The 25,204-nt window shown below is 63.5% G+C and carries 22 protein-coding genes; 17 read left to right on the top strand and 5 right to left on the bottom strand.

The window, feature by feature from the left end:
* The first annotated feature begins 173 nt into the window (after positions 1–173).
* From VIL88_RS05405 to VIL88_RS05385, 5 genes are all read left to right on the top strand, one after another.
* A complete protein-coding gene (locus VIL88_RS05405; RefSeq protein WP_331986764.1) occupies positions 174–3,080 on the top strand; it encodes an insulinase family protein in 2,907 nt (968 codons plus the stop codon).
* A gap of 33 nt (positions 3,081–3,113) precedes the next feature.
* Positions 3,114–3,809 carry an exopolysaccharide biosynthesis protein gene (locus tag VIL88_RS05400; RefSeq protein ID WP_331986763.1) on the top strand — a complete coding sequence of 232 codons (696 nt, stop codon included), beginning with the start codon at positions 3,114–3,116 and terminating at the stop codon, positions 3,807–3,809.
* Positions 3,810–3,849: 40 nt separating this feature from the next.
* Complete coding sequence (locus VIL88_RS05395) at positions 3,850–4,857, top strand: ligase-associated DNA damage response exonuclease (protein ID WP_331986761.1); 1,008 nt, start codon at positions 3,850–3,852, stop codon at positions 4,855–4,857.
* On the top strand, positions 4,854–6,431 hold the full coding sequence (locus VIL88_RS05390; RefSeq protein ID WP_331986760.1) for a cisplatin damage response ATP-dependent DNA ligase: 1,578 nt from the start codon (positions 4,854–4,856) through the stop codon (positions 6,429–6,431). The genes VIL88_RS05395 and VIL88_RS05390 overlap by 4 nt, the downstream gene beginning before the upstream one ends.
* Before the next feature lie 117 nt (positions 6,432–6,548).
* On the top strand, positions 6,549–6,827 hold the full coding sequence (locus VIL88_RS05385; RefSeq protein ID WP_331986758.1) for a UvrB/UvrC motif-containing protein: 279 nt from the start codon (positions 6,549–6,551) through the stop codon (positions 6,825–6,827).
* A gap of 277 nt (positions 6,828–7,104) precedes the next feature.
* Here the strand turns inward: VIL88_RS05385 and VIL88_RS05380 are convergent, their stop codons facing one another.
* Positions 7,105–7,497 carry a MerR family DNA-binding protein gene (locus VIL88_RS05380; RefSeq protein ID WP_331986757.1) on the bottom strand — a complete coding sequence of 131 codons (393 nt, stop codon included), beginning with the start codon at positions 7,495–7,497 and terminating at the stop codon, positions 7,105–7,107.
* Positions 7,494–9,206: a long-chain fatty acid--CoA ligase gene (locus VIL88_RS05375; protein WP_331986756.1), complete on the bottom strand. Its 1,713-nt coding sequence runs from the start codon at positions 9,204–9,206 to the stop codon at positions 7,494–7,496. The genes VIL88_RS05380 and VIL88_RS05375 overlap by 4 nt, the downstream gene beginning before the upstream one ends.
* A 271-nt stretch (positions 9,207–9,477) precedes the next feature.
* On the opposite strand from VIL88_RS05375, the gene VIL88_RS05370 reads away from it, so the two are divergent.
* The 9 genes from VIL88_RS05370 to VIL88_RS05330 all read left to right on the top strand — a co-directional run bounded on the left by VIL88_RS05370 (position 9,478) and on the right by VIL88_RS05330 (position 21,165).
* Positions 9,478–11,946 carry an acyl-CoA dehydrogenase gene (locus tag VIL88_RS05370; RefSeq protein ID WP_331986754.1) on the top strand — a complete coding sequence of 823 codons (2,469 nt, stop codon included), beginning with the start codon at positions 9,478–9,480 and terminating at the stop codon, positions 11,944–11,946.
* A gap of 163 nt (positions 11,947–12,109) precedes the next feature.
* On the top strand, positions 12,110–14,068 hold the full coding sequence (locus VIL88_RS05365; RefSeq protein WP_331986753.1) for a 3-hydroxyacyl-CoA dehydrogenase NAD-binding domain-containing protein: 1,959 nt from the start codon (positions 12,110–12,112) through the stop codon (positions 14,066–14,068).
* 178 nt (positions 14,069–14,246) lie between these two features.
* On the top strand, positions 14,247–15,530 hold the full coding sequence (locus tag VIL88_RS05360; RefSeq protein ID WP_331986751.1) for an acetyl-CoA C-acetyltransferase: 1,284 nt from the start codon (positions 14,247–14,249) through the stop codon (positions 15,528–15,530).
* A complete protein-coding gene (locus VIL88_RS05355) occupies positions 15,527–15,688 on the top strand; it encodes a hypothetical protein (RefSeq protein ID WP_331986750.1) in 162 nt (53 codons plus the stop codon). The genes VIL88_RS05360 and VIL88_RS05355 overlap by 4 nt, the downstream gene beginning before the upstream one ends.
* 209 nt (positions 15,689–15,897) lie before the next feature.
* Entirely contained in the window at positions 15,898–17,514 is a 1,617-nt protein-coding gene (locus VIL88_RS05350) for a peptide ABC transporter substrate-binding protein (protein WP_331986749.1), read from the top strand.
* Positions 17,515–17,623: 109 nt separating this feature from the next.
* On the top strand, positions 17,624–18,547 hold the full coding sequence (locus VIL88_RS05345; protein WP_331986747.1) for an ABC transporter permease subunit: 924 nt from the start codon (positions 17,624–17,626) through the stop codon (positions 18,545–18,547).
* Positions 18,547–19,467: an ABC transporter permease gene (locus VIL88_RS05340; protein ID WP_331986745.1), complete on the top strand. Its 921-nt coding sequence runs from the start codon at positions 18,547–18,549 to the stop codon at positions 19,465–19,467. The genes VIL88_RS05345 and VIL88_RS05340 overlap by 1 nt, the downstream gene beginning before the upstream one ends.
* Before the next feature lies 1 nt (position 19,468).
* On the top strand, positions 19,469–20,311 hold the full coding sequence (locus VIL88_RS05335) for an ATP-binding cassette domain-containing protein (RefSeq protein ID WP_331986744.1): 843 nt from the start codon (positions 19,469–19,471) through the stop codon (positions 20,309–20,311).
* Positions 20,308–21,165: an ABC transporter ATP-binding protein gene (locus VIL88_RS05330; RefSeq protein ID WP_331986743.1), complete on the top strand. Its 858-nt coding sequence runs from the start codon at positions 20,308–20,310 to the stop codon at positions 21,163–21,165. The genes VIL88_RS05335 and VIL88_RS05330 overlap by 4 nt, the downstream gene beginning before the upstream one ends.
* Before the next feature lie 307 nt (positions 21,166–21,472).
* Here VIL88_RS05330 and VIL88_RS05325 read toward each other — a convergent pair whose 3' ends face one another.
* Positions 21,473–21,967 carry a response regulator gene (locus VIL88_RS05325; protein ID WP_331986741.1) on the bottom strand — a complete coding sequence of 165 codons (495 nt, stop codon included), beginning with the start codon at positions 21,965–21,967 and terminating at the stop codon, positions 21,473–21,475.
* A gap of 206 nt (positions 21,968–22,173) precedes the next feature.
* Between VIL88_RS05325 and ykgO the strand changes: the two genes are divergently transcribed.
* The 3 genes from ykgO to VIL88_RS05310 all read left to right on the top strand — a co-directional run bounded on the left by ykgO (position 22,174) and on the right by VIL88_RS05310 (position 23,159).
* On the top strand, positions 22,174–22,299 hold the full coding sequence (gene ykgO, locus VIL88_RS05320; RefSeq protein WP_046139985.1) for a type B 50S ribosomal protein L36: 126 nt from the start codon (positions 22,174–22,176) through the stop codon (positions 22,297–22,299).
* A gap of 82 nt (positions 22,300–22,381) precedes the next feature.
* Positions 22,382–22,789 (top strand): hypothetical protein, encoded by a 408-nt coding sequence (locus VIL88_RS05315; RefSeq protein ID WP_331986737.1) that lies wholly within the window; start codon positions 22,382–22,384, stop codon positions 22,787–22,789.
* A 67-nt stretch (positions 22,790–22,856) separates the two neighbouring features.
* The gene (locus VIL88_RS05310; protein ID WP_331986736.1) at positions 22,857–23,159 is read left to right on the top strand and encodes a TM2 domain-containing protein; all 303 of its coding nucleotides are present in this window, start codon (positions 22,857–22,859) and stop codon (positions 23,157–23,159) included.
* 50 nt (positions 23,160–23,209) lie between these two features.
* Here VIL88_RS05310 and pyk read toward each other — a convergent pair whose 3' ends face one another.
* Both pyk and VIL88_RS05300 read right to left on the bottom strand, forming a co-directional pair.
* Positions 23,210–24,649, bottom strand: a complete 1,440-nt coding sequence (gene pyk / locus VIL88_RS05305; RefSeq protein ID WP_331986734.1) for a pyruvate kinase — start codon at positions 24,647–24,649, stop codon at positions 23,210–23,212.
* On the bottom strand, positions 24,646–25,197 hold the full coding sequence (locus VIL88_RS05300; protein WP_331986733.1) for a DUF1036 domain-containing protein: 552 nt from the start codon (positions 25,195–25,197) through the stop codon (positions 24,646–24,648). The genes pyk and VIL88_RS05300 overlap by 4 nt, the downstream gene beginning before the upstream one ends.
* Positions 25,198–25,204 lie beyond the last annotated feature (7 nt).

Genomic DNA, 25,204 nt, shown 5'->3' with positions numbered 1-25,204 from the left:
GGCATATCCCTACTCCTGGGTGTGGGCGGCACAATTACCTAGTCGGCCTATTATGGCACGACTCTGACTTGTGTACACGAAAAGTGTACACTGATCAATCTCGACCGACGCCTCTAGCTGATTGAGCCCGTCGCACCTAGGTTAGGGCGCTAGAACGACAACAAGAGTTTCCCATGTCTCATCCCGCCTTCGAGCTCATCCGTGACGAACAAATCGCGGAGGTGAATTCGCAGGCGCAGTTGTTCCGGCACAGGAAGACGGGGGCGGAGGTGCTGAGCCTTGTTAACGACGACGAGAACAAGGTGTTCGGCATCACCTTCAAGACGCCACCCGAGGACTCGACGGGCATCGCCCATATCCTCGAGCATTCGGTGCTGTGCGGGTCGCGCAAATATCCGGTCAAGAAGCCCTTCGTGGAGCTGATCAAGGGATCGCTCAACACCTTCCTCAATGCCATGACCTTTCCGGACAAGACCGTCTATCCGGTGGCTTCGCTCAACCTCAAGGACTTCTACAACCTCGTCGACGTCTATCTAGACGCGGTGTTTTTTCCGCTGATCACTGAGGACACGTTCCGCCAGGAGGGCTGGCACTACGAGCTCGAGGATACCGGCTCCCCGCTGGTCTACAAGGGCGTGGTGTTCAACGAGATGAAGGGCGTATTTTCCTCGCCCGATGCGGTGATGCGCGACCTGGCGCAGCGCTCGCTTTACCCCGACGTCACCTATGGCAAGAGTTCGGGCGGCGATCCCAAGGCCATTCCGGCCCTGAGCTACGAGCAGTTCAAGCGCTTCCACCAGACTTATTACCACCCCTCCAATACGCGAGCCTTCTTTTCGGGCGACGACGATGCGGCCGAGCGCCTGCGCATCCTCGATGAATATTTTTCGCAGTTCGAGCGGGAGACGGTCGACGCCGAGGTCCAGCTGCAGCCGCGCTTCAACGCTCCGCGGCAGGTGGTGGCCACCTATGCCGGCACCCGGGACGGCGACACGCGGCGGGACGGCATGGTCTCGGTCAACTGGATGATCGATCCACCGGCCGATCGGACCGAGGTTCTGTCGCATGGCATGCTGAGCTATCTCCTCGCCGGCAATCCGGCGGCGCCCCTGCGCAAGGCGCTCACGGAGAGCGGATTGGGCGAGGGGATCACCGGCGGCGGCATCGGTTCAGGGCTGCGGCAGCCGATGGCAAGCTTTGGCCTCAAGGGCATTGACCCGGCCAATGCCGAGCAGGTGGAGACGCTGATCCTAGACACCCTGCGACAGGTGGCGGAAACGGGCTTTTCCGCTGAGCAGCTGGCGGCGGCGGCCAATACCTTCGAGTTCTCGCTGCGCGAAAACAACACCGGTTCAATGCCGCGCGGCATGATCTACATGTTCAACGCGCTGGGCACCTGGCTGCATGAAGGGGACCCGCTTTCGGCGCTCCATTTCGAGGAAGCGTTGGCCACCCTGCGCGACAAGGCCGCCAATGGCCATTTCGAGCGGGAAATCGGGCGGCTGTTCCTCGACAACATGCACCGCACCACGGTGACGCTCAGTGCCGATCCCGAGCAGGGAAAGCGCGAGGCCGATAAGGAAACCGCGATCCTTGCCGAAAAGCGCGCCACCTTCGACCAGGCGGGGCTGGAGGCGACCGTCGCGGAAACCGAAAAGCTCAAGGCCCTGCAGGAAGCGGTGGATGCCCCCGAGCTCCTGGCCAAGATCCCGACGCTGACCCTGGCAGACCTGCCGCGGCAAAGCCGTACCGTGCCCATCGAGATCGGCACCCTGGCCGGCACGCGGCTGTTCCGCCACGACCTGCCGACGCTGGGCATCGTCTATCTCGACCTCGGCTTCGACCTCCACGTGCTCGACAAGGACCTGCTGCCCTACCTGCCGCTGTTCGGCCGGGCACTGCTACAGACGGGCACGGGCAAGGAAAATTTCGTCTCGCTGACGCAAAGGATCGGCCAATCTACCGGCGGCATCGCCCAGCATCGGGCGCTGGCGGCGCGGCAGGGCAGCGATGGCAGCGCCGCCTGGTTTTTCCTCTCGGGCAAGGCCGTTCCGGACAAGCTCGACGACATGCTTGCCATCATGGGCGACGTGCTGCTCGACGCCCGGCTGGATAACCGCGAGCGCTTCCGGCAGATGGCGCTCGAAGAAAAGGCCGGCTTCGAGGCGCGGCTGGTGCCGAGCGGCAATGCCATCGTGGATACGCGGCTCAAATCAGGTTTGACGGAAGCCAGCTGGATCGCCGAACAGCTGGGCGGCGTCAGCTATCTGCAGTTCCTGCGCGATCTGGTGAAGCGCGTCGACAGCGACTGGACCGGCGTGGAGACGGTGCTCAGGCGCATTCGCGATACGCTGTTTAATCGCCCGCGGATGGTGGTCAATGTCACCGCTGATGGCAGCCTGTGGGACCGGGCACAGGGGGAAATCGAACCCTTCCTCGGCCGGTTGCCCGATACACTGCATCCCTTTGCCGACTGGAACATCGCCTTTCATAAGCGATCCGAGGGGCTGATCATTCCGGCGCAGGTCAATTACGTGGGCAAGGGCGCCAATCTGCGCCAACTCGGCTTCGAGCTCAGCGGCGCTTCGAGCGTGGTGCTGAAATTTCTCAACACCACCTACCTCTGGGACAAGGTGCGCGTGCAGGGCGGTGCCTATGGCGGCTCCAGCCGCTTCGACCTGACCTCGGGCAATTTCAGCTTCGTCAGCTATCGCGATCCGAACTTGCTGAAGACCCTCGACGTCTATGACGGTGCCAGCCGGGCCCTCCATGCGCCGATTGGCGACACCGACCTGACGCGATCGATCATCGGCGTCATCGGCGATGTGGACGGTTATGAGTTCCCCGATGCCAAGGGCTATTCCTCCATGTGGCGGCAGCTGACCGGCACGACGGACGCCCTCCGGCAGCAGCGGCGCGACGAGATCCTGGGCACCACGACCGCCGATTTCCGCCGCATGGCGGAAGCCGTGGACGCCGTGGCGCGGCAGGGCCATGTCGTGGTGCTGGGCGGGGAGGCGGCGATCACCGCGGCCAGCGACCAGCGGCCGGGGCTGCTCGAGACGAGCAGAGTCCTTTGATCGGCCGGCGCGCCAGCCACAACGGGAGCGACCATGCTCGATAAAACCGAAGCGCGCAGCGAGGGTGCATTGTCACGTCTCGTACGCAAGGTTCAGCAGCGAACGGCGCGGGGAGAGGCGATTTCCATTGGCCTTCTGCAGGAGGTGGCCGGCGTTCAGGCGGCGGCACCCATGCTGCTGATTCCGGCGCTGATCGTGGTCTCGCCGCTCAGCATCGTTCCGGGGCTGCCCACCGTGATCGGCCTCCATACGGCAATCGTATCGGCGCAGATCATTGCCGGGCGCCGGCAGATCTGGTTGCCCGGCTGGCTGAGGTGGCGCTCGCTTTCGGCCAAGCACGCCGAGAAGCTGTTGAAGTTCCTGCTTCCCGTAAGCCAGATGACCGACGGCGTCGTGCGGCGCCGCTTGCTGGTGTTTACGCGGCAGCCGATGCGGCGCCTGGGGGCTGGGGTTTGCCTGCTGCTCGGCGCTATCATGCCGCTTCTTGAATTCATCCCCATGTCGTCCACCATCGCGGCGGCGGTGATCGCCGTCTATGCGCTGGGCCTGCTGGCGCGCGATGGCTTGCTGACCCTGGCTTGGTGGGGAGCCCTTGCGATCGTTGCAGCCCTCGGCCTCTGGCTGGCGCCGCAGGCAATCGAACTCCTCACAGGCGCCGACCTGCCCGCTCTGGTTCCCGAGCTCGAGGGTACGCCGCTCGAAGTTCTCGACCCACTCCTGCCCGACTAGGGCCGCTGAACCTTCAGCGGGCTCTCACGTTGAATCGGCCATGCCGCAGCCCATTCTCGACCGCGATCTTCATATCCGCGCCATCGACGCCTTTATCGATCCGCCGGTGCCGCGGGAGCGGGCGATCATCACCCATGGCCATGCCGATCACGCGCGAAGCGGGCATGGCGCCGTGCTGGCGACGCCTGATACCATCGCCATCATGAAGGTGCGCTATGGCGAGGATTGCGCTGGGCGCTTCCAGGCCTTGCCCTTCGGCGAACCACTCCAGATCGACGACGTCACCATTACCTTCTTTCCGGCGGGGCACGTGCTGGGTTCGGCGCAGGTGCTGATCGAGCAGGGCGGCCAGCGCGTCGTGGTCACGGGCGACTACAAGCGCCTGGCTGACCGGACGGCGCAGCCCTATGAGCTGGTGCCCTGCGATCTCCTCGTGACCGAGGCCACGTTTGGCCTCCCGGTGTTCCAGCACCCCCATCCCCAAATTGAGATCGGGCGGCTGCTGAAGTCGATCGCCGACCAGCCCGAGCGCTGCCACATGGTCGGGTGCTATGCCTTGGGCAAGGCGCAACGGGTGATCGGGCTCTTGCGCGATGCAGGCTGGGACCAGCCCATCTACCTTCATGGCGCCATGATCCGGCTTTGCGAGCTCTACCAGGAACTGGGCGTCGATCTTGGCGAGCTGATCCCGGCGACGGGCATGCCGAAGGCTGCCATGGCAGGGCAGATCGTCATCGCTCCGCCATCGGCCATCCGCGACCGCTGGAGCCGGCGCTTCCCCGATCCGGTCGTGTCGCAGGCCTCGGGCTGGATGAGCGTGAAGCAACGCGCGCGGCAGGCGCTGGTGGAACTGCCGCTGGTGATTTCGGATCATTGCGACTGGGGCGAATTGCAGCGGACCATCCACGACACGGGAGCGAAAACCGTGTGGGTGACGCATGGGCGCGAGGATGCACTGGTTTATTGGTGCCGCACGCAAGGCCTTGAGGCCGAGCCGCTCAACATCCAGGGCTTCGAAGACGATGGCGGGGAGGGCACGGAGGAATGAAGCGCTTTGCCCAACTTCTCGAACTCCTGGCGCTGACGCCGTCGCGCACGCGCAAGCTTGCGGCACTGAAGCAGTATTTCCGCGAAGTGCCGGATCCCGATCGCGGCTTTGCCCTCGCGGTGCTGACCGGTGCCCTGACCTTCCGCAACGTCAAGCCGGCTCTTCTCAAGGACATCGTCCTGCGCGAGGTGGACCCGACGCTGTTTGCCATGAGCTACGACTATGTGGGGGACCTAGGCGAAACCATAGCGCTGATCTGGCCGCATCACGGCCAAGAGGGTGAACTGCCCTCGCTCACCGACCTGATCGAACTCTTCAACACCACCAGCAAGAGCGACCTGCCCAGGCTGATCGCCTCGCTCCTCACGCGGGCGGGGATCAACGAGCGCTGGGCGGTGGTCAAGCTCGCAACGGGTGCCCTGCGGATCGGCGTTTCGGCGCGGCTTGCCAAGACGGCGCTGAGCGAAATGAGCGGGGTGGATGTGCAGGAGATCGAGGAGGTCTGGCATGGGCTCAAGGTGCCCTACCTCGATCTGTTCGCCTGGCTCGACGGCAAGGCGCCGCGCCCCGATATCGACCAGTCTTCGCGCTTTCACCCCCTGATGCTGAGCAACCCGATCGACGAGGAAAAGGACCTGAGCAAGCTCGACCCCAGGGATTTCTCGGCCGAGTGGAAATGGGACGGCATCCGCGTGCAGCTGGTGCTGGGCGGCGGGACGGTTTCGCTGTTCTCGCGCACGGGCGACGACATCGCCAATTCCTTTCCCGACATCGTCGAGAACGTCCATGGACGGGCAGTGCTGGACGGCGAATTGTTGGTGGGCAAGGATTTCGAAGCGCGCAGCTTCAACGATCTGCAGCAGCGGCTCAACAAAAAGGTTGCCTCGGCCAAGCATCTCAAGGACAGCCCGGCCTTTATCCGCGTCTACGACATGCTGTTTGACGGGCGGGAGGATATCAGGACGCTTTCCTGGACGGAGCGCCGGCAACGGCTGGAGCAATGGTTTGCCGCCAATCCGCAGACGCGGATGGACGTGTCGGAGATCCTGCCCTTCAACGACTGGGAAGACCTCGCGCAGCAGCGGCGGCAGGGGGCGGACGAGCACGGCCATGAGGGCGTAATGCTCAAGCTCCGCTCCTCGCCCTATGTGCCGGGCCGACCCAAGGGCTACTGGTTCAAGTGGAAGCGCGACCCCAATGTCGTCGATGCCGTGTTGATGTATGCCCAGCGCGGGCATGGCAAGAGGAGCTCGTTCTACTCGGACTATACGTTCGGGGTCTGGAAGGGCAACGAGATCGTCCCCATCGGCAAGGCCTATTTCGGCTTCACCGACGAGGAGCTCAAGCAGCTCGACAAGTGGATCCGCGCCAATACGCTGCAGGCTTTCGGCCCCGTACGCGAGGTGCGCAAGGAACTGGTCTTCGAAGTCGCCTTCGATTCGGCGCAGGAATCGACTCGGCACAAATCAGGCGTCGCGCTGCGCTTCCCCCGCATCAGCCGCATCCGCTGGGACAAGCCGGCCAGTGAAGCGGCGACGCTGGAGGATATGGCTGTGTTTATCGGGGCGACTTAGGATGCCCCGAGACCTCGTCCTGAGCCTGTCGAAGGACGAGGTCGGGCGCGCTATGGTGCCACGACCTCGTGGTTCGACAGGCTCACCATGAGGTCTACTGAGATGTGGGAGGGTCCGATGTCGTCACGATCGATCAATGAACGGCTTCTGGCGCTGGGCAAGGAAATGCAGGCGGCGGCAGAGGCCATGAATTTCGAAAAGGCGACGCAGCTGCGCAACGAGATCGCGCGCCTCAAGGGCGAAGTCCCTGCCGATCCCGACACGGTCACCGTCGGCCAGCCACCGCCGGGCGCCATGGGCCTGGGCACCCAGGTACCTGTCCGCCAGCCACCCAAGGGCTGGGTCAAACCCAAGAAGCCGGATCTTATGACGAAGAATGTGAAGAGGCGGAAGTAACCCCTCATTCGCCCTTCGGGCACCTTCTCCTGCAACGGGAGAAAGCGGCACCGACGTCAGTAATTGATCTTCACCAGGTTGCCCGTCCGGACCCCATTCCGCTTGAACGAAGTGACCAGCTTTCAGCTGGCGAATGCCTTCAGCCAGACGCTCGGCGTTTGCTGAAGAACTCAGGAGATAGTTGGTTTTCCGCTGCGATCGGCGTTCCCGTGCACGGCGGCGCGCGAGGGCGACGGCTTGTTGCCGCAAGTCTCGTCCTTGTCCTATCTCGAACATGCTATCCCGCCTTTCCCAGCCGCTCTCCCGCCAGCTTCCGAATCTCGCGCAGCTCCTTGATCGTCGTCTGCAGGTCCTGCAGTTGCGCTTCCAGCGAGGCGAGGCGTTCGTCGACCTTGGCGGTGAGAAGGTGGACCTGCTGGTTGCGATCGGCGTCGTAGAGGCTGAGATAGTCGGAGATATCGCGCAGCGAGAAGCCGAGGCGCTTGCCGCGCAGGATCAGGATCAGCCGCGCTCGGTCGCGGCGGCGGAAGATGCGGGTGGCGCCGACGCGTTCGGGCGAAAGGAGGCCCTTGGCCTCGTAGAAGCGAATGGCGCGGGTCGAAATGCCGAATTCCTTGGCAAGGTCGGCGATAGCGAAAAGGTCGCGATTATCGGGAGCGGCGTGGTTCACTTGCTGGCTCTGGTTTGCGCATATTCAGCGCGCAGTTCTTTCTTGCTGAGCTTGCCGATCAGCGTCTTGGGGAGGGCATCCTTGAAGATGATCTCCTTGGGCATTTCGATCTTGTTGAGGCGTTCGGCCAGATATTTCTTGAGCTCTTCCTCGGTGGCGGCGTGGCCGTCGCGCAGCTTGACGAAGGCGACCGGCGCCTCGCCGCGATAGGTGTCGGGTACGCCAATCACATTGGTCTCCTCGACCGCCTCGTGGGTCATCAGCGCTTCCTCGATGGTACGCGGATAGACATTGAAGCCCGAGCAGATAATGAGGTCCTTGATCCGATCGACAAGGAACACATAGCCGTCCGCGTCGACATGGCCGACGTCGCCGGTGCGCAGCCAGCCATCCATGAAGGCGTCTCTGGTGGCTTTAGGGTCCTCGAAATAACCGGCCATGACCTGGGGGCCGCGCACCTGCAGCTCGCCGTCCTCGCCGATGCCCACCACTTCACCGCTGTCGACGCCCACAAAGCGGATATCGGTACCGGGCAGGGGCATGCCGATCGACATGGGCTTGGAAGGGACGCGCAAGGCCGCGCAGCAGACGACGGGCGAGGCTTCCGTCAGGCCATAGCCTTCGGCGAGGAGCGCCTTGGATTTTTGGCCAAAGGCGTGGCGGATTTCGTCGGGCAGGGCCGCGCCGCCGGAAATGCAGACCTCAAGGCTTGCCAGTTGCGCCGGCGTCACATGGCCGGCGCGGGCAATGGCGTTGAGCAGCGTCGGCACGGCGGGAAGGACATTGGCGCGGGTGCGGGTCAGGAGATCGAGCAGGGCCTTGAGCTCGAAACGCGGCAGCATGACCACCTGCGTGCCGTTGCAGAGCGGCACGTTCATGCAGACCGTCATGGCGAAGATATGAAAGAAGGGCAGCACCGCCACGACCTTGGAGGGCGGGTAGAAAAGCCCGCCGCCCCATTTGTCGATCTGGCTCATATTGGCCGAAATATTGGCATGTGTCAGCAAGGCGCCCTTGGGGATGCCGGTGGTGCCGCCGGTATATTGCTGGACGGCGATGTCCTGCTGCGGATCGATGGCGACGGGGCTGGGCTGGTCGTTCCGGCCAATGAGGTCGTTGAACATGGTGACCTTGTCGCGCACCGGCGAGGCGCCGAGGCGCGCCAGGTCCTTGCGCTTGGCGATCGAGAACAGCCATTTTTTGACTGTGGGGAGAGCGTCGGGGAAGTGGCAGACGATCAGCGCCTTGACGTGGCCGGCCTCGACCAGCTTCTCCGCCTTTTCGTAGATCTGCTGGAGGTCCAGCGTCACCATGATGTCGGCGCTGGCATTGGCGGCGATATGGCTGAGTTCGGGCACGGTATAGAGCGGATTGCAGTTGACCACCGTGCCGCCGGCGCGCAGCACGCCGAAATAGGCGATGGGGTAAAAGGGCGTGTTGGGCAGCATGATGGCCACCCGCGTGCCCTTGCCGACGCCGAACTGCTGCTGGAGGGCGCCGGCGAAGGCCGTGATCTTGCGCCCCAGTTCGCCGAAGCTGGTGGTGCCGCCCAGGAAATCGAGCGCAATGGCTTTCGGATCCTTGGCGCAGGCGGCCAGGACCTGTTCATGGACCGGCCGCGTGTCGATCGTGTCGTCCCAGACGATGCCTTCCGGATAGCTCGCGATCCACGGACGCAAGGGGGCGGCAGTATCGGTCACAGTGGCCATGGTTCCTCCAGTTGCCGGTTCCGGCTGCGGGCTTAACGCCTATCTCCACGAAATATTCCACGCCTTGACGTTAACGTCAAACGGCTCTCCGAACCTTTGGATGCGCCGCGCGTTGCAGGTGCGCGCATTCCGGCACGGCGAGACGTATTCGGTCATCGGTTGACGTATACGTAAACCTTGCTAGACTGCGTTCCAGAAGAGCCAGCGGTTGCAACGCGGCCGCTGGAGGAGTGGGATGAACAGGGCGCCAGGCGCCCGCGCCGGAGGGGCCATGTTTTTTGCCGTCGTTGCCGTCAGCCTTGTGGTCTTTGCCGTGCTTGCCATGCGTGAAAGCCCGCTCTGGCACTGGGGTATCGCCTTTGTGGGGATCGGCCTCTTTTCCGGGCTGCATTTCCCGGAGGTGGGCGTCGGCTACGAACTGGACGGCGGCAGCTGGTTCCTCCTCGTTCTTGGCGTGGTGTTCCTGCTGCTCAGCATCGAAGCCGTGCGCAAGCCGCTCCTGATCACGCCCATCTATGGCGCGGTCAAATCCATCCTGCCCAAGGTCAGCCGCACCGAGCAGGAGGCGCTCGATGCCGGCACCGTCGGCTGGGACGCCGAGCTCTTTTCCGGACGGCCGGACTGGAGCAAGCTCAATGCCATCCGCCCGCTGACCCTTACGGCCGAAGAGCAGGCCTTTCTCGATAACCAGACCGAAACTGCCTGCCGGATGACCGACGACTGGGATATCCGTAACAATCGCGCCGACCTTTCGCCCGAGCTCTGGCAGTTCCTCAAGGACGAGGGGTTCCTGGGCATGCTGATCGCCAAGGAACATGGCGGCCTCGGCTTCTCCGCCCAGGCGCAGTCGATGATTGTTTCCAAGATCTCCAGCCGTTCGGTTGCGGCTGGCATCACCGTCATGGTGCCCAATTCGCTCGGGCCCGGCGAGCTGCTCGAGAAATACGGCACGCCGGCGCAGAAGGAGAAATATCTCCATCGCCTCGCCAAAGGCGTGGACGTGCCCTGCTTTGCCCTCACCGGCATCCATTCCGGCTCAGACGCAGGTGGCATGCGCGACATCGGTGTCGTCACCACAGGCACTTACGAGGGCAAGGAAGTTCTGGGCGTACGTCTCAGCTTCGACAAGCGCTACATCACCCTGGCGCCGATCGCGACGCTTGTGGGCCTCGCCTTCATTCTCAAGGATCCCGACAATCTCCTCGGCCGGGGCGCCGATATCGGCATCACCCTGGCGCTGATCCCGCATGACCATCCCGGCCTCGACATCGGGCGCAGGCACTTCCCCGCGCGGCAGGCCTTCATGAACGGTCCGGTGCGGGGCAAAGACATGTTCATCCCCATGGAATTCCTGATCGGTGGCACCGATTATGCGGGGCAGGGCTGGCGCATGCTGATGGAATGCCTCTCCACCGGCCGCGCCATCTCGCTGCCGGCCATCGGCACGACCTCGATCAAGGCCACCCTGCGCGCCACCTCGGCCTATGCGCGGGTCCGGCGGCAGTTCGGCATTCCCGTCGGCATCATGGAGGGCGTGGCCGAGCCGCTCGGCGAGATGGTCAAGCGCGCCTATACGTTTGAAGCCGCAAGGCGGCTGACGGCATCCATGGTCGACGAGGGCCAGCGCCCCGCGGTGATCGCGGGCCTTCTCAAATATACCGCGACCGAAGCCATGCGAGACAGCATGGACGACGCCTTCGACATCCATGGCGGGCGCGCCATCCAGGATGGACCCAACAACTACCTGTTCGGCGCCTACCAGGCGCTGCCGGTGGCCATCACCGTGGAAGGCGCCAATATCCTGACACGGACGCTGATGACCTTTGCCCAGGGCGTGCTGCGGGCGCATCCCTACCTCCTCAAGGAAGTGCAGGCAGCGCAGAACAAGGATCGCCGGGTCGGGCTCGACCAGTTCGACCAGGCCTTTGGCGGCCACACCAAGTTCATGCTGCGCAACATCGTGGCAAGCTTCCTCCATGGCATCAGCAATGGTGCCTTTGCCTCGACGCCCAATGATGGCCCCATGGCCCACTGGTACCGGCGGCTGCATCGCTATTCGCAGGCCTTTGCCCTCACGGCGGACTGGACCACGGTGGTTTTGGGCGGTGCGCTCAAGCGCAAGCAGAAGATCTCGGGCCGCATGGCCGATATCCTGGGCGACCTCTACATGATGTCCGCCACGCTGCGGCGCTTTGAGGACGAGGGGCAACTGCCCGAAGACCGCGAACTGGTGGAAGCCATCATGGCCGATCGCGTCGCCTCGATGGAACAGACCTTCGACGAGGTGTTCAGCAACTTCCCGAATCCGTTCTTTGCCGGCGCCATGCGCTTCCTCTGCTTCCCCCTGGGGCGGCATGCCAAGCCGGCCAGCGACCGGGTCAACTACCGCTTCGTCCGCTCGGTCCTGCGGCCCGGTGCATTCCGCGACCGCCTGACGACGGGCGTCTATGTGACGACCGATCCCGATGACGTGACGGGCGTGCTTGAGGACGCCTTCATCAAGGTCACCGAGGCCGAAGAGATCGAGGCGCGCTTCGTCAAGGCGTCGCGCAAGGGCGTCATCGAGCGCCGGCTCGACCGCGACGCCATTGCCGATGCAGTCGCAGCCGGCGTGCTCAACGACAACGAGGCCGGCATCATGCGCGCCGCCGAAGAGGCGACCGAACGCGCAGTCAAGGTCGACGATTTCGCCAGCGACGAACTCCGCGCGCCGGAGAAACACAAGGTGGCGGCGGAGTAGGAACCGTAGGTGCAGTCGACTCCCTCCCCCTCGCGGGGAGGGATCAAGGGTGGGGGGAGGGCTGCCCCCATACCGGGGCTCTCGCCCCCCACCCCTAACCCTCCCCGCAGGGGGAGGGAGTTCGCCCGGTGAACGGGCGACATCAAGGACGTGAGGAGCAAAAATGATCCAGCCGCAGATGCCGGAAACAAAAAACTGGCGCTTCCACCGCGATGTAGAGCAGCTGGGATGGCTCACTATCGACACGCCCGGCCCGGTCAATACGCTGAGCCGCGAGGCCATTGCCGAGCTCGAATTGCTGGTCGAGCGCTTCGAGCAACTCGCCCGCTCCAACGAACTGGCCGGCATCATTCTCCTCAGCGGCAAGGATAGCGGCTTCATTGCCGGCGCCGACATCAGCGAATTCGACGCCATGAGCGACTTTTCGGTGCTGCCGGATGCCTTGCGGCGGACGCATGCGCTGCTGGCGCGCATCGAACAGCTCACCATTCCCGTAGTTGCCGGGATTCACGGTTTCTGCCTCGGCGGCGGCCTCGAGCTGGCGCTGGCCTGCCACTACCGGGTGGCGGTTAATGACGACAAGACCCGCATTGGCTTCCCCGAGGTGGGCCTTGGCATCTTCCCGGGCTTTGGCGGCACCGGCCGCTCCATCCGCCAGGTCGGACCGGTCGATGCCATGCAGATCATGCTGACCGGCAAGATGCTGCGGGCGGGCGCCGCGCGCGGGCTCAACCTGGTCGACAAGCTGGTGCGCCACCGCGACATGCTGCGCTGGGAAGCGCGCAAGGCGGTGCTGCAGAAGCGCCGCTCCAGCGAGGCGCCCTTCCACAAGCGCGCGATGGCCATGGGCCCGCTGCGCGGCTATGTCGCCAACAAGATGCGCGAACAGGCCCGCAAGAAGGCGCGGCAGGAGCATTATCCGGCGCCCTTTGCGCTCATCGACCTGTTTGAAAGGCATGGCGACGACTGGCAGGCGATGATCGCCGGAGAGGTCGATGCCTTCGTGCCGCTGATGGGCTCGAGCGCCGCAACCAACCTTCGCCGGGTGTTCTTTGCCTCCGAAGGGCTCAAGAAACAGGGCACCAAGGGCGTCAGGTTCGCGCGGGTGCATGTGATCGGCGCCGGCGTCATGGGCGGGGACATCGCTGCCTGGTGCGCCTTGCGCGGCATGAGCGTGACGCTGCAGGACCTCGACATGGAGCGCATCAAGCCGGCGCTCGACCGGGCCAAGAAGCTGTTCCGCAAGCGCCTCAAGAAGAAGCACGAAGTCGATGCCGCGGTCATGCGGCTCGAAGCCGATGCGACCGGCAAGGGCGTTGGGCGGGCTGACGTCATCATCGAGGCGGTCGTCGAAAAGCTCGAGGTCAAGCAGGCGATCTTTGGCGGGCTCGAAGACCAGCTCAAGCCCGGCGCGATCCTTGCCACCAACACGTCCTCGATCGAACTGGAACGCATTGCTGAAAAGCTCAAGCAGCCCGAGCGGCTGATCGGCCTCCATTTCTTCAATCCCGTCGCGCAGCTGCCGCTGGTCGAGGTCATTCGTTCGAGCTTCAATACCGATGCCGAAATCGGCAAAGGTGCCGCCTTTGCCCTGGCCATCGGCAAGTCGCCCGTGGTGGTCAAGTCCGCCCCGGGCTTCCTCGTCAACCGGGTGCTGATGCCCTATATGCTGGGCGCGGTCGAACGCGTGGAACGCGGCGAGAGTCCCGAACTGCTCGATGCCGCCGCCGTCGCCTTTGGCATGCCCATGGGCCCGATCGAACTCATGGATACGGTTGGCCTCGATGTCGGCAAGTCGGTGGCGACCGAACTCGGTCATGCCGTCCCCGAGGGCTCCCGCTTCGACCGATTGGTCAAGGACGGCAAGCTCGGGCGCAAGACCGGCGAAGGCTTCTACAAGTGGGTCGATGGCAAGGCGCAAAAGGGCGAAACCCCCGCCCATGCCGACCTCGCCGGGTTGGGCCGCGAACTGGTGAAGCCGCTGGTCGACATGACCGAAGTGGTGGTCGCCGAAGGCGTCGTCGCCAATGAGCAACTGGCCGATATCGGCGTGATCATGGGCACGGGCTTTGCGCCTTTCCTCGGCGGACCGCTCAAGGCAAGACAGGATGGACGGGTTTGATAGGGAATATGTGGTCACATCCACCGCGGGGCACCTCCCCCTCGACGGGGGAAGCTAGCAGGGGGTGTTCGGAGCCCCGATATCAGGATTGGGGCCAAACATCCCCCCACCCTTGATCCCTCCCCGCAAGGGGGAGGGAGTCGACTGAAACATCCGGTGCAACAAGGTGAGCATAGGAATGACTGAACTTCGAAAAGTCGCCATCGTCGGTTCGGCGCGCATTCCCTTTGCGCGCGGCAACACCGCCTATGTCGAGGAAACCAACCTCTCCATGCTCGGCACCGTGCTGGCGGGGCTAGCGGACAAATACGGGCTCAAGGGCGAAAAAATCGACGAGGTGGTGGCCGGATCGGTCATCGCACATTCGCGCGACTTCAACATAGCGCGCGAAGCCGTGCTCGATGCAGGCCTGTCGCCGCGCACGCCGGGCACGACCATGCAGATTGCCTGCGGAACGAGCCTCCAGGCCGCGCTGGTCCTGGCCGCCAAGATCCGCTCGGGCGAGATCGACAGTGGCATCGCTGCCGGCTCCGACACGGTCAGCGACAGCCCGATCGTCTTTGGCAACAAGTTCCAGCATCGCCTCCTCGAGGTGAACAAGGCCCGAAGCGGCGGCGAGAAGCTCAAGGCGTTCAAGGGCTTTTCGTTTGGCGAACTGACGCCGGTGGCGCCATCGGTCAACGAGCCGCGCACCGGCCTCTCCATGGGCCAGCATTGCGAGCTGATGGCGCGCGAATGGGGCATCACGCGGCAGGAGCAGGACGCGCTTGCGGTTGCGAGCCACCGCAATGCCGCCAGAGCCTATGACGAGGGCTTTCACGACGACCTCCTCGTGCCCTGCGCCGGGCTGGTGCGCGACAACAATGTGCGGGCCGACGCCAATCTGGACAAGATGGCGACGCTCAAGCCCGCCTTCGACAAGTCGAGCGGTCACGGCACGCTGACGGCCGGCAATTCGACGCCGCTCACCGACGGCGCTTCGGCCGTGCTCCTCGCCAGCGAGGACTGGGCGCGTGAGCGTGGCCTGCCGATCCTCGCCTATCTCACCACCGGCCGCGTCGCCGGCAACGACTTTGCCCAAGGCGAAGGCCTCCTCATGGCGCCGACCATCGCTGTCTCCGAAATGCTGGACCGGCAGCAGCTAAGCTTTGCCGACTTTGACTATTTCGAACTGCACGAAGCCTTTGCCGCCCAGGTGCTGTGCACGCTCGAGGCCTGGAACGATCCCGCGTATTGCCGCGACGTCCTCGGCCGCGACGAGGTGCTGGGCGCGATCGATCCGGCCAGGATCAACGTCAAGGGCTCGAGCCTTGCCTATGGCCACCCCTTTGCTGCGACCGGTGCGCGCATCCTGGGCCTCACGGCCAAACTGCTCTCGACGGCACCAGGCAAACGCGCTTTGTTGAGCGTCTGTACGGCGGGCGGGCAAGGTGTCGCCGCCATCCTCGAGAATGCGCAATGAACGAAAACGTCGTCAAATTCCGCCGCCCGGAGAAGAAGCCGGTGCCACCGGTCAAGAAACCGCGCGGCCCCATGCCGGGCTGGGTGCCCTGGCTGGGCCTCGTGGCCCTGGCGGTGGTGCTCTATGGCGTGCAGCAGGGCGGCTGGCTGGGTGGCTAGCGTGATCGACCACAGTGCGAGCAGTCACGATCACGCTATCGTTGGCGTCGTTGACGTTTAGGTCAATGTTTTGCTTGTCAGTGGACGGAAGAGCGTAATACCGTCCAGCAATCACCGGCTGGCTGACGGTCGGGGGAAACTGAGTAATCGCGGCGCCATGACCGCGGGACGAAGACATACGGGAAATTCCACAAGGAGATGGGACGCCAATGAAACTCACGCAAACCCTGAAGGCGACTGCCACCGCCGGCCTCCTGGCCGCGCTGATGACGAGTGCCGCCTCGGCCGTGACGCTGAACATGATGAACGGGTCCGAGCCAGGCTCGATCGACCCGCACCAGGCCTCGGGCGACTGGGAAAACCGCATCATCGGTGACTATCTCGAAGGCCTGATGACCGAAGACGCCAATGCCGAAGCCATTCCCGGCCAGGCCGAGAGCCACACCATTTCCGAAGACGGCCTGGTCTATACCTTCAAGCTGCGTGACGGCATCCAGTGGTCGGATGGCGAGCCGGTAACGGCCGAAGACTTCGTCTTTGCCTTCCAGCGCCTGTTCGATCCCAAGACCGCTTCCGACTACGCCTATCTGCAGTTCCCGATCAAGAACGGCTCCGAAATCGCCGACGGCAGCGTCACCGACTTCAACGAGCTGGGCGTGAAGGCGATCGACGACAAGACGGTCGAAATCACCCTCGAAGGCCCGACGCCGTTCTTCCTCCAGGCGCTGACACACTATACCGCCTATCCCGTGCCCAAGCACGTGATCGACAAGGTCGGCAATGACTGGACCAAGATCGAGAACATCGTTTCCAACGGCCCCTATACGCCCACCGAATGGACGCCTGGCAGCTACATCAAGTCGGTGAAGTCCGAGACCTATTGGGATGCCGAAAACGTCCAGATCGACGAAGTGAACTATTTCGTCCAGGACGACCTTGCTGCCGCCCTGTCGCGCTACCGTGCCGGCGAATACGACATCCTGACCGACATCCCGTCCGATCAGGCGCAGTGGATCTCCGCGAACCTTGAGGGCCAGGACTATTTCGCCCCGTTCCTTGGCATCTACTACTACGTGATCAACCAGGAAAAAGAGCCCTTCGACAACCCGGACGTGCGCAAGGCGCTGTCGATGGCCGTCAACCGCGACGTGATCGGCCCTGACGTGCTCGGGACCGGCGAATTGCCGATGTATGGCTGGGTGCCTGAGGGCACCGCCAACTACGAGGGCGTTGAAGTCTACCAGCCCGAATGGATCGGCCTCTCCTACGAAGAGCGCGTGGCGGAAGCCAAGTCGATCATGGAAGGCCTGGGCTACACGTCCTCCTCGCCGCTCCAGGTCCAGCTCAAGTACAACACCAACGACAACCATCAGCGCGTGGCCGTGGCGATTTCGTCCATGTGGGAGCAGATCGGCGTCAAGACGGAACTGTTCAACTCCGAAACCGCCGTGCACTATGATGCGCTCCGCGCCGGTGACTTCGAAGTGGGCCGTGCCGGCTGGCTGCTCGACTATTCCGATCCGTCCAACACGCTCGACCTCCTGCGCCAAGGCGTGGAGCAGGACGGCACTATGAATTGGGGCAACAACTACGGCCGCTACAGCAATGACGAGTTCGAAGCCCTGATGGATCAGGCGACCACCGAAATCGACCTTGCTGCCCGTGCCAAGCTGCTTGGCCAGGCCGAAAAGATCGCCATGGACGAATATGCCGCCATCCCGATCTACAACTACATCGCCCAGAACGTGGTCGCCCCCACCGTCACCGGCTTTGTCAACAACGCTTCGGACATTCACCGGACGCGCTGGCTGAGCAAGTCCGAATAAGGGCACACAATCGCGCGGCGTCGCCCCTTGGGAGGGGCGGCGCCGTATTTGTTTCCTCCCGGTCGGCGCGTGACGCAGCGACGCGGTGGAGCTGAAAGGTCCGGACCCCATGTTTGGATATGTTTCGCGGCGCGTGCTGTCGGCCATCCCGATCGCACTGATTGCCGTTACCGCATGTTTCTTTATCCTGCGCCTGGCACCAGGCGGCCCGTTTGACGGGGAACGCGCGCTGCCGCCCACCACGCTGGCCAATCTGCGCGCTCACTACAATCTCGACCTGCCGCTGATCCAGCAATATTTCCTTTATGTCTGGCGGCTGCTGCAGGGCGATTTCGGCCCCTCCATGGTCTACAACGACTTCACCGTCGCCGAGATGTTGTGGATCGGCCTGCCCTTCACGCTGATGCTGGGCTTCACCGCCTTCATCATCGGCACCATTGTCGGCCTCGTCGCCGGCGCGCTTTCTGCCGTCAACCAGAACAAGCTGCCCGATTATATCCTGGTCCTGCTGGTCATGGTGGGCCTCGTTGTGCCCAACTTCCTGATGGCCGCGATCCTCCAGCTGGTCTTCGGCGTCTATCTCGACTGGTTCCCGGCCGGTGGCTGGCAGAACGGCTCGCTGGCCCACCTGGTCCTGCCCGTCACCGTCCTCGTCCTCCCCCATGCGGGCCGTACCGCGCGGCTGATGCGCGGCTCCATGATCGAGGTGCTCGGCACCAACTATATCCGCACCGCGCGGGCCAAGGGCCTGGGGCAGCGGCTGATCCTCGCCCGCCACGCCATCAAGCCGGCACTCCTGCCGGTGGTCTCCTATCTGGGACCGGGGCTGAGCTATCTGCTCACCGGGTCCCTGGTGGTGGAGCAGATCTTCGCGCTTCCCGGCATCGGCAAGTATTTCATCAGCGCCGCGCTCAACCGCGACTACGGCCTCGTGCTGGGGACGACCATTCTCTACATGTTCATCATTCTCGCCGTGAACCTCATCGTCGACATCGTCTATGCCTGGCTCGATCCCAAGGTGAGGTACCACTGATGGCCGGAATAACGGGCAAGGACGCCGTCCTCACCGAATATGCGCGCAAGCTTGAAACGCTGGACGCGCCCAAGGGCCGCTCGCTGACGCAGGACGCCATGTGGCGCCTGGCGCGCAACAAGGCGGCACTGCTCTCGATCGCGGTCGTCATCTTCATCGTGCTCTTCGCCTTCCTGGGGCCCTATCTCCTCCCCTGGAGCTACGACAAGATCGACTGGAGCGGCATTCGCAAGCCACCCAACTTCGAGGCGGGGCACTTTGCCGGCACCGACCAGAACGGGCGCGACATGCTGGCCCGGATCATGCAGGGTACCCAGATGAGCCTGATCGTGGCGGCCGTGGCCACGCTCGTCTCGGTGATCATCGGCGTGGTCTATGGTGCCATTGCCGGCTATTTCGGCGGCAAGGTCGACGCGGTCATGATGCGCTTCGTCGATATCATGTATGCGCTGCCCTATATCTTGTTCGTCATCATCCTCGTGGTGATCTTCGGGCGCAATCCGGTACTGCTCTTTGTCGGCATCGGGTGCCTCGAATGGCTGACCATGGCCCGCATTGTGCGCGGACAGACGCTCTCCATCAAGGAGCGGGAATTCATCGAGGCGGCCCGCGCCAGCGGCGCCTCGTCCTGGGCCATCATCTTCCGCCACATCGTCCCCAATCTCACCGGGCCGGTGGTGATCTATGCAACCCTCACCATCCCCGAAATCATCCTGACCGAGTCGTTCCTCTCCTATCTGGGCCTGGGCGTGCAGGAGCCGCAGACGTCGCTGGGCACGCTGATCTCCTTTGGCGCCCCGGTGGCCGAGACGCTGCCCTGGATGCTGATCGGACCAGCCGTGGTGCTGGTTACCCTGCTGCTATGCCTCACCTATATCGGCGATGGCTTGCGCGACGCGCTCGACCCCAAGGATCGCTGATATGGCACTGCTCGAAGTCAAGAACCTCAAGGTCGATTTCCAGACCCAGGATGGCGTGGTCCATGCCGTTCGTGACCTGTCCTATACGCTTGAAAAGGGCCGCACCCTCGCCATCGTGGGCGAAAGCGGCTCCGGCAAGACGCAGGGCGCCTTTGCCCTCCTTGGCCTCCTGCCCAGGAATGGCCGGGCCTCCGGCTCGGTGGTGTTCGACGGCAAGGAAATCCTCAACCTGCCGCTGCGCGAGATCAACAAGTATCGCGCCGAGCGCATCGGGATCATCTTCCAGGACCCGATGACCTCGCTCAATCCGTATCTGCGCATCTCGCGGCAGATGACCGAGGTGCTCGAAAAGCATCGCGGCATGAGCCACGAGGCCGCTTTGGCCGAAAGCGTGCGGTTCCTCGATGCCGTGCGCATTCCGGACGCCCGCAATCGCGTCCACATGTATCCGCACGAGTTTTCCGGCGGCATGCGGCAGCGCGTGATGATTGCCATGTCGCTCCTCTGCCAGCCGGAGCTCTTGATCGCCGACGAGCCGACCACGGCTCTGGACGTAACCGTGCAGGCCGAGATCATGGACCTCCTGGTCGACCTGCAGGAGGATTTCGGCACCGCCATCATCCTCATCACCCACGACTTGGGCATCGTGGCGGGCAGCTGCGAGGACACGCTGGTGATGTTTGGCGGCCGCGTCATGGAATATCGCAAGACGCTCGATCTCTTCGCCAATCCCGAGCATCCCTATACGCAAGGCCTGCTCGCCGCCGTGCCGCGGCTCGACCAGAAGGTCGATCGCCTGTCCACGGTCTCCTATGACTTCATGGTTGGAGCGCGCGAAGCATGAACCAGGCTGAACCCATCCTCAAGGTGCGCGATCTTTCGGTCGAGTTCACCATTCCCTCCGGTGGCCTCTTCGGCGGGCGCAAGGTGTTGCGCGCCGTCAAGAATGTGTCCTTCGATCTCTACCAGGGCGAGACGCTGGGAATTGTGGGCGAAAGCGGCTGCGGCAAGTCGACTCTGTCACGCGCCGTGATCCGCATGCTGCAGGCCAGCAGCGGCGAATCCATCTGGCTCGGCCGCGATATCCAGAAAATGTCGCCCAAGGAACTGGTCGCCCTGCGCAAGGATGTGCAGATGGTGTTCCAGGACCCGCTGGCCTCGCTCAACCCACGCATGACCGCGGGCGCCATCATCGCCGAGCCGCTGCAGATCCATTATCCCGAGATCAACAAGACCGAGCGCACGGCGCGCGTGATCGAGATGATGGAAAAGGTCGGTCTTACCGCCGATATGATCAACAAGTATCCGCACGAGTTTTCCGGCGGGCAGTGCCAGCGCATCGGCATTGCGCGGGCGCTGATCACAAGGCCCAAGCTCGTGGTCTGCGACGAGGCGGTTTCAGCGCTCGACGTCTCGATCCGGGCCCAGGTCATCAACCTCCTGATGGACCTGCAGAAAGAGATGGGCATTTCGCTGCTCTTCATCTCCCACGACATCGCCGTGGTGCGCCACATCGCGCAGCGCGTCATGGTGCTCTATTTTGGTGAAGTGGTTGAGATCGGCGAGGCCGAGCAGGTGGTGATGAACCCCCAGCACGACTACACCAAAAAGCTCATCGCCTCGGTCCCGGTGCCCGATCCCAAGCTCGAAATGGAGCGGCGCGAACTGCGGCGCAAGCTGAGGAAAGCCGCAGCGTAGCAGCCCGCCTTCTCCCAACCTCCCCCTGAAGGGGAGGGGCGGCTCCACTCATGGGCACGATCCCGCCCCAACCCAGATCGGCTCCTCCCCCTCCCAGGGGGAGGCTGGGTGGGGGTGGAGCACACCCACCAGATCAGGCTTTCAATCACGACGTCATTCCCGCGCAGGCGGAAATCTATTCTTCCTTGCTCAGCAAGCGGCTCCACTCCTGGGCACGATCCAACCCCAACCCAGATCGGCTCCTCCCCCTGTAGAACAACCAGGACAACCGCATCGCAGGCGGCGCTTCCGGCATGCCCGCCCGAACCTATTCCCCCGCCCGATGCTCTCGGCGCTCGTCGCCAACCTCGACCACCCGGCGGCGACGATCGGGGCCGTTGTAATTGCGCGCTTCGATGAAGCCGCGAGGATTGAGCTCGATATTGCTCAGCCGGGTCTGCAGGTGGTTGGCGGCGAAGGGCTTGCGCAGGAACTCGGTGACCCCGGCATCGCGGGCATCGGCGATGCGCTTGGCATCGGGCGTCGCGCTCATCATGATGATGGGAATGGTGCGGTTCTGGCAGTCCGCGAGCGCCCTGAGCTTGCGGGTAAAGGCCACGCCGTCGAGTTCGGCCAGGTCGGCATCGATGATCAGGATGTCGAAGGGGCGGCGGCGGAGTTCGGACATGGCCTTGGTCGCATCATAGGCTTCGCGGATATCCTTGCGGCCAAGGCTGCGCAGCATGCCCCCCACAAGGGACGCCATATGCGCCGACGTATCCGCGACCAGAACGCCGCGCCTGCTGATTTCCTCGATTGCCATGTTGCCGCCCGCTTTCAAGACCAGCTCAGCATAATCGAGCTTTCCATATGCCGCGTTAATCGGGCGCCGACAGGCGCCTGTTGGAAAGGCAGGCGAGGGGGCAAATTCCTCCGCGTTGCGCGTTGACAGCCCCAGCTGTTTTCCCTATGTATGCGCCCAGTTTCGGGCGCCTAGGCGCCCCTTTTGTTTGACTCAAGGATTGACCGATGAAAGTCCGTAATTCGCTGAAGGCGCTGATGACTCGCCACCGCGCGAACAAGCTCGTCCGCCGTCGCGGCCGGGTTTACATCATCAACAAGGTAGACAAGCGCTTCAAGGCCCGCCAGGGCTGAGCCGCTACCGAGACGATTTACAAGGCCCGCGAAAGCGGGCTTTGTTGTTTTTGTGCTCTGCATCAGCACAACAAGGACGGCCATGCGGCGCTCGCACACCTTGACCACTGCCATCGCCAGACCCTTCGACGAGGTCTATGACTACCTTGCCCAGCCGGTGAACTACCAATACTGGGCGGCGGTGGAAGGGGGCACGTTCCGGCCCCTGCCCAATGGCGATTGGGAAGGAATGACCCCGGCCGGTCCGCGGCACTTCCGCTTCACCCCGCCCAACAATTTCGGCGTGCTCGATCACACCATCTTCATGCCCGGCGGGGAATTGCTCACCACACCAATGCGCGCCGTGCCCAATGAAGGGGGCACCGAACTGATCTTCACCTTCTTTCAGCGCGGCGACATGGACGATGACCAGTTCGCCTCGACGCTGGAATGGATCCAGACCGATTTCCTGGCGCTCAAGAGCCTCCTCGAAGCCCGCAACCGCTCCTAGCGAGCCATCGGTCTTGAACCGGGGCAGATCGATACCATTTGCTGTATCGACCAAGGAGACAATGCCCATGACCATGGACCGAACTTCGGCCCAATACGATATCGAGAAGAAGTCACTGATCGCAGCTTATGTACTGTGGTTTTTTCTGGGCTATGTGGGCGCCCACCGCTTCTACCTAGGCCGGCCGCTGAGCGGCTTCATCATGCTGGCCCTGTCGGGCGTGACGTTGCTGCTGACGCTGGTGACCTTCGGCGTCCTGAGTTTTCTCTGGTTCATCCCGGGCCTCTGGTGGTTGATCGATGCACTCCTGATCCCCGGCATGGCGGCCGGCACCAATAGCCGGATCGCCGACCGGATCTTCCGCCGCTAAATAAAAGGCCCGCTCGCGCGGGCCTTTTCATTTCTGCAGTGCGAGAGCCCTCAACTCGAGCCAGCGCCGTCCTGGCGGACAAAGGCGATGCGCAGCATGTTGGTGGCGCCCGGCGTGCCCAGCGGAATGCCGGCGGTGATGGCGATACGGTCGCCGGGGCGGGCAAAGCCCTCCTGGTAGGCGATGACGCAGGCGCGATCGACCATATCCTCGAGCGACACGGCATCCTCGGTCTGTACGCAGTGGACGCCCCAGACCACCGACATGCGGCGGATGGTGCGCTGGTTGGGCGAAAGGACGATGATGGGCTTGGAGGGCCGTTCGCGGGCGGCACGGATGCCGGTGGAGCCTGAGGCGGTGTAGGTCACGATCGCTGCCAGATCGAGCGTCTCCGCTACCTGGCGTGTCGCCGCCGAGATGGCGTCGGCTGCGGTCGCTTCCGGCTCGGTCTGGGCGGCACGGATGATGTTGCGGTAGTTGGCGTCGCCTTCCACGGCCACGGCCACCTTGTTCATGGTCGAGACCGCTTCCACCGGATACTGGCCCGAGGCGGATTCCGCCGACAGCATGATGGCGTCGGCGCCTTCGAACACGGCAATGGAAACGTCCGACACTTCGGCGCGGGTCGGGACCGGCGAGGTGATCATGGATTCCAGCATCTGCGTGGCGACCACTACCGGCTTGCCATAGCGGCGGCACATGCGGATCATGCGCTTCTGCAGGCCCGGCACGGTCTCGAGCGGCAGCTCGACGCCCAGGTCGCCGCGGGCCACCATGATGGCGTCGCAGAGCTTGACGATTTCCTCGAGGCGATCGATGGCCTGCGGCTTCTCGATCTTGGCCATGACGCCGGCACGGCCCTGGACGATCTTGCGGACGTCGATGATGTCCTCGGGGCGCTGCACGAAGCTGAGCGCAATCCAGTCGGCATCGACGGCCAGGCCCGCCAAGAGGTCGGCATGGTCCTTCTCGGTCAGCGCACCGGTGGGCAGCAGCGTATCGGGCAGGGAAACGCCCTTCTTGTCCGAGAGCTTGCCGCCATAGACGACCTCGGTCTCGATGGCGCCATTGCCAACCTTGGTGGCCTTGAGCTGCAGCTTGCCGTCGTCCAGCAGCAGGCGATCACCCACAGAGACGCTTTCGATGATCTCGGGATGGGGCAGGTAGACCCGGTCGATATTGCCGTTGTCGTTCTTGTCGCTGTCGAGCGTGAACTTCTGGCCGGCAACGAGGTTGATCGAGCCTTCGGCGAATTTCCACACGCGCAGCTTGGGACCCTGGAGGTCGACCAATACGCCCAAAGGATGATTGAGGCGCTTCTCGACATTGCGTATGCGTTCCACGGTCTGCTTGAGCAGGTCGTGGCTGGCATGGCTCATGTTGATGCGGAAGACGTCGGCACCGGCCTTGGCCAGTTCCTCGATCATCTTTTCGTCCTGGCTGGCGGGCCCGAGCGTGGCGAGGATCTTCGCGCGTCTCATACGTCTCATTGCGTTTCCGTTCCTGGCGTCGTTGTGCCGGTCTCGGGCGCGTCGATGGTGACGTCGTCGGGATCGACAAGAAATGTTGGGTCTTCGAGGTCTTCGCTGCCGTCAGGACCAACCACTGCAGGCCCTGCAGCATTCTCGGTCAGCTGCAAAGTCCAATCGGTTCGGTTCTGGGTATCGATTTCAAAGAAACCGGTGCGCTCATAGCCGCGGGCGAGGCAATCCTCAACCCCGAATATTGTGAAGGTTTCGTCACGGGTGCACATGAAGACGGAGCCGTCCCAGGCGCCGCCGCCGATGTCGTCCACCGCAAAGAGATAATAGAAGCGGCGCTCGAGGTCGCCCTGGTAAAGCACGCGGCAATCGCCCGGAGGGGCCTGCCACCAGCCTTCGCTCATCCAGCCGCGCTCTGCCCGATAGCCCAGCGCCACCGAAACCATGTTGGTGGTTTCGTTGCAGATGCGCAGGTCGGCATGCGCCGGTACGACGAAAAAGGCCAGACTGCCGGACAAGGCGCCGATCAGGGTCATGCCGAGACGGGTTTTGTGCAATCTGGTG

This window comes from Devosia sp., from assembly GCF_036563435.1.
Taxonomy (GTDB): domain Bacteria; phylum Pseudomonadota; class Alphaproteobacteria; order Rhizobiales; family Devosiaceae; genus Devosia.
The sequence above is the reverse complement of the archived record's forward strand: the minus strand, read 5'-3'. Positions and strand labels throughout refer to the sequence as shown.